This is a genomic window from Nitrobacter vulgaris (genome assembly GCF_002028545.1).
In the GTDB taxonomy this organism is placed as follows: Bacteria; Pseudomonadota; Alphaproteobacteria; order Rhizobiales; family Xanthobacteraceae; genus Nitrobacter; species Nitrobacter vulgaris.
Genome location: NZ_MWPQ01000049.1, coordinates 45787 through 58379, shown reverse-complemented (window position 1 = coordinate 58379; position 12593 = coordinate 45787). Strand labels below are relative to the sequence as shown.

Genomic DNA, 12593 nt, shown 5'->3' with positions numbered 1-12593 from the left:
CAATCATACCAAACAGTTGATTCATTATCACGAAAACGTAATCACTTTTTGTTCTTCTTTTTTTGACCCGCCTAGTATATGCTGCACCTGCGTTGAACATCCAACGTGGAACATCGCAGCGTAGTCAGCTTTAACACAAGAGACTGCCTGCCAGGCTCGCCGCTATCGGGGGCCTGAACCAAGTGGAGGGCGCAACCATGGCCCGTACTGCTACCCTGCCGGTTCTCAACGGAGAATCGGGACTTTCTCGTTACCTTGCGGAAATCCGCAAGTTTCCGATGCTGGAACCGCACGAGGAGTATATGTTCGCGAAGCGTTTGCGCGAACATGACGACCGCGACGCGGCGCATCATCTCGTGACCAGCCACCTGCGGCTCGTGGCTAAGATTGCCATGGGCTATCGAGGCTACGGCCTGCCGATATCGGAAGTCGTTTCGGAAGGCAACGTCGGCCTGATGCAGGCGGTGAAGCGATTCGAGCCCGAAAAGGGCTTTCGCCTCGCCACATATGCGATGTGGTGGATCAAAGCGTCAATACAAGAGTATATCCTGCGTTCGTGGTCGCTCGTGAAGATGGGCACAACCGCGAACCAGAAGAAACTGTTCTTCAACTTGCGGAAGGCGAAGAGCAAGATCTCCGCACTTGATGAAGGCGATATGCGTCCGGATCAGGTCAAGCTCATCGCCAAGCGTCTTGGTGTCACGGAACAGGACGTCGTCGACATGAACCGCCGCCTTGGTGGCGATGCATCGCTCAACGCTCCGATTCGTGATGATGGCGAGGCCGGCGAATGGCAGGACTGGCTAGTCGACCATTCGCCTACTCAGGAAGCCATCCTGGCTGAACATGAGGAGTTCGATCATCGTCGTCGCGCATTGACCGGCGCAATGGGCGTGCTTAATCCGCGAGAGCGCCGCATCTTCGAGGCCCGACGCCTCGCAGATGAGCCGATGACGCTGGAAGATCTCGCTGCCGAGTTCAATGTGTCGCGTGAGCGCGTGAGGCAGATCGAGGTTCGCGCCTTCGAGAAGGTCCAGTCAGCGGTGAAGACCTCGATCGCGCGGCAGGAACAAGCTGCCATGGAAGCCGCCCGCTAAAGCTGGAAGCTTCCGTTTTGAGATGAGGGGCCGGTGGCGACGCCGGCCCTTTTTTGTTTGTTCGCGGCCTGTTTGTTCGTAGCCCGGAAGCCAGCGCTCCAGTCTTCAACGCTGCTTATGCTTTTTGATTCCACAGAATCTGTTGCGACAGCAAATCCGGGGCAATCGGCGGTGCAATGTCTCCGCATGACGCATACCGGTTTTTCCCCTCGTTCTTGGCTGCATAGAGCGCCTGATCGGCTGCGGCGAGCAGACGCTCCGAACAGGCTCCAATCTCCTGTGTCCATTGAGCAAGCCCGATGGAAGCCGCGATGGGAACATCGGCGCCGGCGCATCCGGCGGCGTCTTCGCGACAGGCATTCAGCACGCGCCGCGCAATCTCCGCACCTTCTCCCAGCGTTGTGGCGGGTAACAAGATACAGAATTCGTCACCGCCGGTACGCGCCAGCAGATCTCCGGGCCGCAGCTGCATCTGCGTCATCAGCGTGAAGTGCCGCAGGCAGGCGTCGCCGGCTGCATGACCGTGGGTATCGTTGATCTGCTTGAAGCCGTCGAGGTCGACCACGAGGATCACGAAAGGTTCGCCGCTGCGCTGCGACAGTGCACATGTTTCCTCCAGCCGCCCGAGCAATTGCCGCCGGTTCGCGACACCGGTGAGATCATCCACAAGCGCAAGGTCGACAACCTCGTTGCGTAGTCGCTCAATCGCCATCAAAAGGAACCCGAAGTTCCAGACCATCGACAGGAACATGAGGCCTAACGTCAAGGCAGCCTGAAAACCGTTGAAGTCGACGAAGGACTTTCCGCCGCCAATCTGGAAAAATGCGCAGACTGACCTAATCACGGTGATGCAGATGATAAGTGCGCCAACAATTCCCGCGAGCTGGGCTCCCGAATTGATGCGGCCCTCCCTGCGCGACAGCACCATTTTCAACGTCAGGGCGATCGGTATCGCCTGAGCCGCTGAGTAGATGAAGATACGCATCGGCATGTCGTCGCGCACATATACGAAAAAGGAGAGTCCGGCGACGCTCACACCGACCGTGACAAAAGTCATTTGCCAGGAGACAGGTCGTTCGTAGAAGCGTCGGATTCCCATCGTGCAGAGGCAGACCGCGAAGATCACCCCGCCGCCACCGATAACCAGGGGCAGCATTGAATCGACGTGATCGCGCAGTATGGGTATTGCGGTAAAAAAAGCGGCGACGAAGGACGCCGCTGCCCAATATGGCGCAGCCGCTAACGTCGGATAGCTCCGCATGACGTAGGTCCAGACCAGGCCCAACGCCAGGAAGTTCACGATAAACACCACCCACAGTGTCGGCACGCTCAGCATAGCAATTCCGGAGCCCGCGCCGCTCCGCCTTCCCCGGTATTCTTTGCGACTTTCCGTCTTTTCGACATCGTGCAACTGTAGCGATTAATGGAAGCTCACCGTGACGAGAAGACTCCTATCCATGGTTTTGAAATAATGAACGCCGGGTGGCCTGTCCCCGGTTCGATTTTCACGCAATTCGCTCGCACGCTGAGTAACTTGCTCCTCTGAATTTCCTCCAAGTCTGGTAGAGTCCGATCATGGGACGGACGCTGGGCATCTACTTAAACTTCCCTCCTTATTAAGTTTGCCTTTCGCGAAATCACCGGACACCCAACCGACTTGCGTCGGGGGTAAATCAGCCTGAATTTGTCCGGAGTTCCGACCCGGGGAAGGCGTTCCCGATTCAAAAAGCCCGCCGGTGAAGGGGGTACACCGACGGGCCAGGAGCGGACGAGGGATAGAGGCAATTAGCCCGTCCAGCCAGTTAACTCATGCAATGTAGCAGGGTTCCTGGTTCAAGCCGTCCAGTGACAAGCGCACACGTTACAGCCAACAAAAACGGGCCAGCGAAGGGGCCAAGAACAGCCCTGCCGGTTTTGGAGTTGTTTTGATCTCAGACGAAATATATTGCCACTATGTTGGTCACCCGAGGAGCCCTCGAGGGCGAAATAAAGCTGCGAGGCGGAATCGCGCGGGTTCGCTGTCAGGGCAAAGCCGCACACCTGCTGTGAGTGATGCGTCAGCCGCACTCACACCCTGTAAGCTGCCCATGGTAAGCGTCGACCGAAACAGGTTCGCAACCGGCAAAAAGAGGTTTTTGCAAGATTTGGTTTCGGCGGGGTTCCCTTTTTTGAGGGCGCATGTAAAGATATATTTTTTATGTATCATTTGAGGAAGCGTTCCACTTTTAAATCTGCTAGAACGACATGCAGAAAACCTTCTCTGGGGCTAGCATTGGACTTGCGCAGAAAACGCGACAACGAGCGAAAATGAGATAAGCGACGGCGTCCATTATGATGGCCGGTAGCGTGGGATTTGACAGACTTCGGCGGAGTTGGCTTGAGCGGTCAGACACAAAAGGAAAGGCACGACGATGGAAAGTATGGGCAAAGGAAGACTCGTTATTTTAGTTGCGCTGACAGGCATACTGATAGCTACAGGCGTGTGGATGATCTTGATCTTGAATCAGACCTCCGAAGTCGAGATAGGAAAACATGGCTGGATCGCGCTTGGTCTTGGCACGTTCTTTTCGATCGTCATCGGATGTGGATTGATGGCCCTGATGTTCATTAGTAGCCGCAACGGGCACGATGAAGCAGCGGATCCTTTTCGGAAACGACCGCCTTCGAATTAAACCGAGCGCATGGACGAGTTCGTGTCTTGGCGACCTGAGTGATACTGTCTGGTTTGGCTAACCAGTATTGATCACCTGCGGGGGCTTTATCAGCCGCCGACATCCCCGTTCGCAACTCGACGTTGGATCAAGCGCTCGCTTGGTCCTGAAAATCAAGGCCGAGGTCGAGAATGCCGACGCTGTGCGTGAGCCAGCCGATCGAAATGAGATCGACGCCCGTTGAAGCGATCGCTGACGCCGTTGCCGGCGTAATGCGGCCGGAAGCTTCGGTCACGGCGCAACCTCCGACCATCACAACGGCTTCCCGGAGCATCTCGGCGGTCATGTTATCGAGCAGCACGGCATCGACGCCCTGATCGAGTGCTTCACGCAATTGATCGAGCGTATCCACTTCTAGCTCGATTTTGACGAGATGGCCGACGCTGTTCTTTGCGCGCTTCAGCGCTTCGGTGACGCTGCCGGCGATGGCAACGTGATTGTCTTTGATGAGAACCGCATCGTCGAGACCGAACCGGTGGTTGCTGCCTCCGCCGACGCGGACCGCGTATTTTTCGATCGCGCGTAATCCCGGCGTCGTCTTGCGCGTGCAGACCACTTTCGTCTTGTGGTCTTGAATCGCGGTGACAACGGACGCTGTCGCCGTGGCGATTCCGCTCAAACGGCACAGGTAATTCAGTGCGACCCGTTCCGCTGTCAAAATCCCCCGCGCCGGACCCGACAAGGTCGCGATCACCGCACCGGGCTCGACGACCGCACCGTCGTCGTGCTCGATACGCATCTGGATTGCCGGGTCGATGAGTTCGAAGGCGAGCCGAGCAAGATCGAGCCCGGCAACGGTGCCTCGCTGGCGAGCGACAATATGGGTCGTGGCCCGGTGGCCAACTGGTACGATCGCGTCGGTCGTGAGATCGCCCGCGCGGCCGATGTCTTCAAGCAAGGCCATACGAACCAGTGGTTCGATCATGATGCGCGGGAGGGCAGGGAGCGACATTGTGTCCTTGCGTACGAGCTAACTAACTAACCAAATCGGGAACGCAGTCTTGTGCGGCGTCGAACGCATCGCAAAGACGCAATGTTGTTCGCATCGCTCGGATTGCTCGCTCGGGACAGTCAGTGCGCGCATGGGCGCCGCGGGTTTCTTCACGGCGAAGCGCCGAGATCACGATCATCAGGGCGACAATAGCTGGGTCGCCTGCTGCCTGTTGGGAGGCGGCGAGCGGTAAGAGCGCGCGCGCGGCTGCACGCAGCTTGTCGCCATCTCGCAAAACTCCGGCGGCGTGGGACAGAATCGGCCGGATCAAGGTCGGATCGCAGCCGGCGCCTGCATCCGTCATTCTGGGGGGGCGTCGTTTCGCAGGCGCCGTGGCGGCAATATCCTGAGCGACCAGACCGGCGCACACGACTGCCTCCAGAAGCGAGTTGCTCGCGAGCCGGTTTGCCCCATGAAGGCCGGTGCAAGCGGCCTCACCGCAGGCCCAGAGACCTTCAACGGATGTTCTTCCGTGTTTATCGACGGAGATTCCACCCATGTGATAATGCGCGGCGGGACGAACCGGGATCGGCTGTGTCAGGGGATCGATCCCTGCATTGCGACAAAACGAGGTGATCGCCGGGAAGCGTCGGGTGAAGTCGATCCCTCGGAGGTTCCGCGCATCGAGAAATACCCGATGTTCTGCGGCCATATGTCGCCAGACGGCGCGCGCGACGACATCGCGCGGCGCAAGCTCCGCGCCGGGCGTATCCGCCATGAAACGATCGCCGTTTTCGTCGATGAGAGTCGCACCTTCGCCGCGCACCGCTTCGCTGATCAGTTTCAGCGGGAAGGAGCCGGTATCGAGCGCCGTCGGATGAAACTGGATAAATTCAAGATCGGCCATGGTGGCGCCGGCGCGCGCCGCGAGCGCTAGTCCTTGCCCGCACGATCCCGCCGGATTGGTTCCGTGCAGAAATAATCCGCCGATGCCTCCGGTCGCGATGACGATGTGACCGGTGGCGTAAGCAACCAGATCACGCTCGGTCTGGCAGACGACCCCTCTCACCGTATTGTCCTCGACGATCAAACGCTGTGCGCTGGTGGCCTCGCATACAGTGATCGAAGGCGTCTCATAGACCTTGCGGACCAGGGTACGAATGATGTCGTGGCCGCTCGCATCACCTCCGGCATGGACAATCCGGCGGCGCGAGTGGGCTGCCTCAAGGCCAAGCGCGAGGTTGCCGTCGGTATCGCGATCAAAAACTACGCCGAGCTGCATAAGCCGCTCGATCGCAGCCGGCGCACCGGCGAGGATTGCCGCAGCAACGCGCTGGTCGCAAAGCCCGTCACCGGCGGCGAGGGTGTCGGCCAGATGCAGCGCTGCGTTGTCGTCCGGTCCGATGCTTGCGGCAATGCCGCCTTGTGCGAGGATACTCGATGTCTCGAGACCCAACGGCGCGCTGCTCAAAAGCAGCACCGGTCGCGGCGCCAGTGCGAGCGCTGTCATCAGGCCAGCAAGGCCGCCGCCGATAACGACCGCGGCGCCGTTGGTGTCATGCAGCGCGGTCATCCGACAGCTAGCATTCGCTCGACAGAGAGGCGTGCGCGCGCAGCGATGCCCGGGTCGATCGTGACCTCGTGCTGCATCGTCTCCAGCGCGTGGCGAATATTACCGAGCGTGATCCTCTTCATGTGCGGGCACAGATTGCAGGGACGAATGAATTCCAGGCCAGGATGATCAGCGGCGACATTGTCGCTCATCGAGCATTCCGTCAGGAGAACGACCCGAGGCGGCCGTCGGGTAGCGACATAGGAAGCCATGGCGGCGGTCGATCCGGCGAAATCGGCTTCCGCGACAACCTCCGGCGGGCATTCCGGATGTGCCAGCACGACCACGCCGGGGTAATCGTCGCGCAACTGCCGCACCTCGTCGGCGCTGAAGCGCTCGTGCACTTCGCAATGCCCGGTCCAGGCGATAATCTTGACGTGGGTTTCGGCAGCGATGTTCTTCGCCAGAAATTCGTCGGGCAGCATGATGACACGTTCGACGCCGAGGGACTCGACAACGGCCTTTGCATTGCCCGACGTGCAGCAGATGTCCGACTCGGCCTTCACCGCGGCCGAGGTGTTCACGTAAGTGACGATCGGAGTACCGGGATAGGTTTTTCGTAGAAGTCGCACATCTTCGGGCGTAATCGAGTCGGCGAGTGAGCAGCCGGCGCCAGTGTCAGGAATCAGGACCGTTTTTGACGGATTCAGCAGTTTGGCTGTTTCGGCCATGAAGTGCACCCCGGCGAGCACAATCACGTCGGCTTCCACCTCCGTTGCCTTGCGGGCCAGCGCGAGGCTGTCGCCAACGATATCGGCCACGCCGTGGAAGATCTCCGGCGTCTGATAGTTATGCGCAAGCACGACTGCGTTGCGGCGCTTCTTCAGCTCGATGATCGCATCAACGTCCTCGGCGAAAGCGGGCCATTCGATCCGGGGGATCGCGTGCCGCACTTTGGGATAGATTCGGGCCGATGGCCGCAGTTCCAAAACGGACGACATGACTATACTCCACTCGGACGCCTATTATACTGATGTTGAGTATAAGTGTTGTCAAGTCCCCAAGACGGGTAATTTGGTCCCGGCAATCGCACGCTCAGCCAACACGGCGCGGCGGAAACGGAAGAGTTTTGCTGGCCGTCCCCCGGTCTCCTGGCTGGTCTCGCCGGTATCCTCCACCAACTCCTGCTGCTCGATCAAACGACGAAAGTTCGGTTTATGCACAAGTTTTCCCGCCAGAGCTTCAACGCACCGTTGCAATTGCAGCAATGTGAACGTCTCGGGCATTAGTTCGAATACGACGGGGCGGTATTTGATCTTGGCGCGAAGTCTGGCGATGCCGGTCGCCAGAATCCGTCGATGGTCGAGGATCATGGGATCACCCGGCACGGACGCGGCCGTCGAAGCGGGCGGGCCATCGCCACGGAGGGCTTCCGGGATCAGTCGTGCCTCGTACATAAGCTCGTACCTTTGCAGGACGAGTTCCTCGTTCCAGATGTGGTCGTCCAACCCAAACAGCCTCGCCGCTCGCTGCCGGCGATTGCTTCGCGCTGTCCGGTCCGGTGCTTCTGCGATCCACGCCGCGAGGCCGGACCGCAGCGTTTTCTCCATCATTGGCGTACCGAGGCGATGGTCCTCCCAAGGGAAATAATCATACCAACTGCGCCAACTCGTTTCATATTGGTTGGACCCGGCCTGCTCGCGGGTGAGGCCGAGATAACTGATCGAGATGACGCGCTGGTCGGCGGCGCTGGTGCGATCCCGATCCGCGAAGGTGTAAAGCTGCTCGACATAGCCTAGCGGCAGCCCTGTCTGGCGTTCGACCCAAGCCCGCAATCCCGATTGCAGAGAGCGATGAGCCAGTTCGAACGGACCCGATGGCAACGCATTCTGATCCTGGATTGTCAGAACACGGGGGTCTCCGGCAGTCACCGCCACTAGGAGCGCAATGAGGTCCGCCGCAATTGCCTGTGGGGAGGCAGGAGACGCCGAGTGCACGGGCACCTTGGATTTGACAAGCGGATCACTCATCGCAAGCGGTCATCATCGAACGTGCTCATGCACTGAGATCGGGTGCGTCCGGTGCGGACATTAAAGAATGCTCATATGGGCAGTATTTCGCGGAACATTCAACAGGATGTCCCGGCTCATGAAATGCTGCTCCCTGCATCGGATATCGTGCCCCGCGTCGTGAGCGTTGCGTTAGACCTGATCGCAAGATAGTCATGCGGCCTGGATCACCCTCTCTCTGCCCTACGGCCAGCCATGATTCGTCACATCGTTTTATTCACTGCGAAAGACAAAGGCGATATCGACAAAATAATCGACGGCCTGTCGCCGCTTGCCACAATCCCGCACGCGCGCCGGCTCGAGGTGGCGCGCAACCGAAAGACCGATCAGCTCGGCAACGACATCGACGTCGTGGTTTATGGCGAGTTCGACAGCGAGGCGGAACTTGCAGCTTACAAGGCGCATGATCTCTACCAGGCATCGACGAAGCGGGTGCAGCCGCTTCGGGACATGCGATTTGCAGCCGATTACGATGTGCCGGCCGATTAGCTTGTAGCGGGACTGCCGCCGCTGGCGAGGTTAAGCGCAACACATGACGATGCACGGAATTTATACGAAAGATTTACAGTCGCTCGCGGACAGGGGGCGTCTCCGGACGTTGCGTGGGCGCGCGGGCATCGATCTCGCATCGAACGACTATCTCGGATTGGCTGAATCCGCGGAATTGCGACAAGCTGCTGCGGATGCGCTGGCCCGAGGAGTGCCGGTCGGGTCGGGTGGATCGCGTCTGTTGCGCGGCAATCATCCTGAACATGAAGCGCTGGAACGCGAAGCCGCAGCCTTCTTCGGCGCTGAATCGGCGCTCTATTTTGGCGGTGGCTACGTCGCCAACTTCGCCATCTTCTCGACCCTGCCGCAACGCGGTGATCTCGTCGTGCATGACGAGCTGATCCACGCCAGCGTCCATGACGGCGTTCGTCTTGGCCGCGCTGAATCCGTCGGCGCCCGGCATAACGATGCCGATGCGTTTGATGCGGCGATCGTGAAATGGCGCAAGGCCGGCGGCAAGGGGCGGCCCTGGTTGTCGGTCGAAAGCCTTTACAGCATGGACGGTGACAATCCGAACCTCGCTGACCTGTTGGCTGTCGCGGACCGGCACGAGGCAATGGTCGTGATCGACGAAGCCCACGCGACCGGCGTGCTCGGGCCGCAGGGGCGGGGGCTTGCCGCGCCGTTCGAAGGACGCGACAACGTCATCACGCTGCACACGTGCGGCAAGGCGCTCGGAACGTCGGGCGGCTTCATTCTTGCGCCGAAGATCATCCGCGACTTCCTGATCAATCGCGCGCGGCCGTTCATCTATGCCACCGCGCCTTCGCCTCTCACCGCCGCGGTAACGCGTTCAGCGCTCGAACTTTCTCACACCAATTCCGTGCGGCGTGAGCGCTTGGCGCATCTGGTGCAATTTGCCGGCAACGAACTGCGTCGGTGCTGCAATATCGAGCCATCCGGCTCGCAGATTATTCCGGTGATTGTCGGTGCCGATCAGGTGGCGGTGGAGCTGGCGGCCTCGTTGCAGCGCAGAGGCTTCGATATACGGGCGATCCGCCCGCCGACGGTTCCTGAAGGCACGGCGCGATTGCGCATCGCGTTGACGCTCCATGTCAACGAGACAATCGTCGCGGACTTGTTCGCGGCTTTGGCAGAAGACATGCGGTTGGCTGCGTGAGCGCGCGGATCGTCGTCAGCGGGACCGATACCGACGTCGGCAAGACGGTTTTCTCGGCTGCGCTTGCCGGGGCTCTCGACGGGTATTACTGGAAGCCGATCCAATCGGGACTGGACGAGGAAACCGACTCGCAAACCGTGTTGCGTCTGTCGGGACTCGCGCCCGAGCGCGTATTGCCGGAGGCCTATCGGTTGCGGACGCCGGCGTCTCCGCATTTCGCCGCCGAGCTAGACGGCGTAACTATCGAGCATCGGACGCTGGAGGTGCCGAGCGCGGATCGCCCCCTGGTGATTGAAGGCGCAGGTGGTTTGTTGGTGCCGCTGACGCGCAGCGTTACCTATCTTGATCTCATGGCGAGGTGGCGCCTGCCGGTGGTGCTCTGCGCCCGAACGGCTCTCGGCACCATCAACCACAGCCTGTTGTCCATCGAGGCGCTGCGGGCGCGCGACGTTACGATACTCGGCGTCAGCTTCATCGGAGAAGAGAACGTCGAAACCGAACGGATCATCGTCGATATGGGAAAGGTGAAACGTCTGGGCCGGTTGGGTTATGTCATGCCATTGGCCCCCGCTACCTTGCGTAAGGCTTTTGCCGACGGTTTTGATATCGGCGATTTTCTGAAGGCACCGGCCCGATGAAGCCGGCATCCCCAGTATGGCATCCGTTTACCCAACACGCGCTGCAGCCGGAGGCGATATCAATCGCCAGGGGCGAGGGCGCCTGGCTTGAAACCGTCGACGGCCGCCGCATCTTCGATGCGATTTCCTCGTGGTGGGTGGTGACGCACGGTCATCGTCATCCGCATATCGTGCGGGCGATCAAGGATCAGACCGACCGTCTCGATCAGGTGATCTTTGCCGGATTCACCCACGAACCGGCCGAAAGGCTCGCGCGACAGCTTGTTGCGATAACGCCGCGAGGACTCGACTACGTCTTCTTTTCCGACAGCGGCTCGACCTCGGTCGAAGTCGCGCTGAAAATGGCGCTCGGCTTCTGGCGGAACCGGGGTGAGCGGCGCAGCCGGATCCTCGCGCTGGAAGGAGCTTATCACGGCGACACCATCGGCGGGATGTCGGTGGGTGAACGAGGCGTTTTCAACGCGCCGTACGATCCGCTGTTGTTCGATGTGGAGCGGATTCCCTTTCCCTCCGAAGGTCGTGAGCAGGCCACGCTGGATACGATCACGATGGCGTGCCGGAACACCGGCGTCGCGGCGCTGATCGTGGAGCCCCTGATCCTTGGTGCCGGTGGCATGCTGATCTATCCGGCCTGGATTCTGGCGGAGATGAAGCGGATCTGTGAGGCTCACGGCGTTCTGTTCATTGCCGACGAAGTCATGACGGGGTGGGGTCGCACCGGAACGCTCTTCGCCTGCGAGCAGGCCGACGTGACGCCCGACATCGCCTGTTACTCCAAGGGCCTGACCGGCGGCTCGCTGCCGCTGGCGGTAACGCTGTGCCGCGCGGATATCTTCGATGCCCACTATTCAACGGATCGCAGCAAGACCTTTTTTCACTCCAGTTCCTACACCGCGAATCCGATCGCCTGCGCGGCCGCCTGCGCGAATCTGGAGATTTGGCAAAGCGAACCGGTGATGGAGCGCATCGCCGCCGTCACGCGCGCGCAAACCAGTGGTCTTGACCGCTTTCGCGAGGATCGGCGTTTTATCAACGTTCGTCAGATCGGAACCATCGCCGCGTTGGATGTCGTCGCGGATGACGCCGGCTATCTGGCCGGCATCGGGCCGCGGCTTTACGACGGCTTCTTGAGCCGCGGGTTGCTGGTCCGGCCGCTGGGCAACACGATCTATCTCATGCCGCCTTACTGCAGCACGCCGCACGAACTCGACAGCGTTTTTGACGCGATCGACGAGATTGCCGACGGGATCGGTTGACTATAGCGTTTTCGAGCGAGGCATATCCTCGGGCTTCCCCCGGGGATGGTGACCTGCTCGCGTGAAGAAAACGCGTTAAAACAAAAATCCAGAGCTTCGCTTCTGATTCAATCAGAAACGAAAATGCTCCAGGCGACATCGTTGCGGCGGCTGACGGCGGTCACCATCAGAAGATCGACCAGCCGTGGCTTCCTGCGACCGCTGCGAAGACGGTCGTCAGACTGAGCCCGAGCAGAATCCAGTGTGCCCGGTGCAGCCATGCAAAGGCCATGTCCGGCTGTTCGGTCGCCAGCCGATGAAAGGTGCGATGCAGGATCAAAGGCTCGCCAACGAACAGCACGAAAGTGAACAGCAGCCAAAGCCCCACCATGGCGTCCATCCACCAGAAGGCCGGCATCCGGAACCGATCCCAAAGGTCGAGCTGCCACGTCATGTAGAGGCCGCTCAAGCCGACGATGATGACGGACGCGCGCGCCTGCCAGATGAAACGCCGCTCGATCGCTTCGAACGCTTTCAGCCGGTCCGGCCCGAGATCGCCGCGCCGGAGCGCTGGCAAAGCCACCGTTGTCGCCATCGAAACGCCGCCGATCCAGACGACCACGGCAAGGACATGTAGCGCACGCGCAACGATGATATCATCCATGAAGTACCCGTAGTCTGGCAGCTTCGA

Annotated in this window: 12 protein-coding genes; 6 read left to right on the top strand and 6 right to left on the bottom strand. The window is 60.0% G+C overall.

Features of this window, described 5'->3' with window-relative positions:
- Nucleotides 1-197: 197 nt before the first annotated feature.
- Complete coding sequence (gene rpoH / locus B2M20_RS13055; protein ID WP_079447673.1) at nucleotides 198-1097, top strand: RNA polymerase sigma factor RpoH; 900 nt, start codon at nucleotides 198-200, stop codon at nucleotides 1095-1097.
- A 115-nt stretch (nucleotides 1098-1212) separates the two neighbouring features.
- On the opposite strand, the gene B2M20_RS13050 is transcribed toward rpoH, so the two are convergent.
- Complete coding sequence (locus B2M20_RS13050; protein WP_079447479.1) at nucleotides 1213-2433, bottom strand: GGDEF domain-containing protein; 1221 nt, start codon at nucleotides 2431-2433, stop codon at nucleotides 1213-1215.
- Between the two features lie 1075 nt (nucleotides 2434-3508).
- On the opposite strand from B2M20_RS13050, the gene B2M20_RS13045 reads away from it, so the two are divergent.
- Entirely contained in the window at nucleotides 3509-3769 is a 261-nt protein-coding gene (locus B2M20_RS13045; RefSeq protein WP_079447478.1) for a hypothetical protein, read from the top strand.
- Nucleotides 3770-3896: 127 nt separating this feature from the next.
- On the opposite strand, the gene nadC is transcribed toward B2M20_RS13045, so the two are convergent.
- From nadC to B2M20_RS13025, 4 genes are read right to left on the bottom strand one after another with little or no spacing between them, the layout of a single operon-like run.
- A complete protein-coding gene (nadC, locus tag B2M20_RS13040) occupies nucleotides 3897-4760 on the bottom strand; it encodes a carboxylating nicotinate-nucleotide diphosphorylase (protein WP_079447477.1) in 864 nt (287 codons plus the stop codon).
- Nucleotides 4761-4782: 22 nt separating this feature from the next.
- Nucleotides 4783-6312 (bottom strand): L-aspartate oxidase, encoded by a 1530-nt coding sequence (locus tag B2M20_RS13035; RefSeq protein ID WP_079447476.1) that lies wholly within the window; start codon nucleotides 6310-6312, stop codon nucleotides 4783-4785.
- Complete coding sequence (gene nadA / locus B2M20_RS13030) at nucleotides 6309-7292, bottom strand: quinolinate synthase NadA (RefSeq protein WP_079447475.1); 984 nt, start codon at nucleotides 7290-7292, stop codon at nucleotides 6309-6311. The genes B2M20_RS13035 and nadA overlap by 4 nt, the downstream gene beginning before the upstream one ends.
- Nucleotides 7293-7343: 51 nt before the next feature.
- The gene (locus tag B2M20_RS13025; RefSeq protein WP_079447474.1) at nucleotides 7344-8321 is read right to left on the bottom strand and encodes an NUDIX hydrolase; all 978 of its coding nucleotides are present in this window, start codon (nucleotides 8319-8321) and stop codon (nucleotides 7344-7346) included.
- Nucleotides 8322-8555: 234 nt separating this feature from the next.
- Between B2M20_RS13025 and B2M20_RS13020 the strand changes: the two genes are divergently transcribed.
- The 4 genes from B2M20_RS13020 to B2M20_RS13005 are packed head-to-tail and all read left to right on the top strand — an operon-like array spanning nucleotide 8556 to nucleotide 11923.
- Nucleotides 8556-8849, top strand: a complete 294-nt coding sequence (locus B2M20_RS13020; RefSeq protein WP_079447473.1) for a Dabb family protein — start codon at nucleotides 8556-8558, stop codon at nucleotides 8847-8849.
- A gap of 43 nt (nucleotides 8850-8892) precedes the next feature.
- Entirely contained in the window at nucleotides 8893-10029 is a 1137-nt protein-coding gene (locus B2M20_RS13015; RefSeq protein ID WP_173815998.1) for an 8-amino-7-oxononanoate synthase, read from the top strand.
- Entirely contained in the window at nucleotides 10026-10667 is a 642-nt protein-coding gene (bioD, locus tag B2M20_RS13010) for a dethiobiotin synthase (protein WP_079447472.1), read from the top strand. The genes B2M20_RS13015 and bioD overlap by 4 nt, the downstream gene beginning before the upstream one ends.
- Nucleotides 10664-11923 (top strand): adenosylmethionine--8-amino-7-oxononanoate transaminase, encoded by a 1260-nt coding sequence (locus B2M20_RS13005; RefSeq protein ID WP_079447471.1) that lies wholly within the window; start codon nucleotides 10664-10666, stop codon nucleotides 11921-11923. The genes bioD and B2M20_RS13005 overlap by 4 nt, the downstream gene beginning before the upstream one ends.
- A gap of 166 nt (nucleotides 11924-12089) precedes the next feature.
- Here B2M20_RS13005 and B2M20_RS13000 read toward each other — a convergent pair whose 3' ends face one another.
- Nucleotides 12090-12566: a hypothetical protein gene (locus B2M20_RS13000; protein ID WP_079447470.1), complete on the bottom strand. Its 477-nt coding sequence runs from the start codon at nucleotides 12564-12566 to the stop codon at nucleotides 12090-12092.
- Nucleotides 12567-12593: the final 27 nt, after the last annotated feature.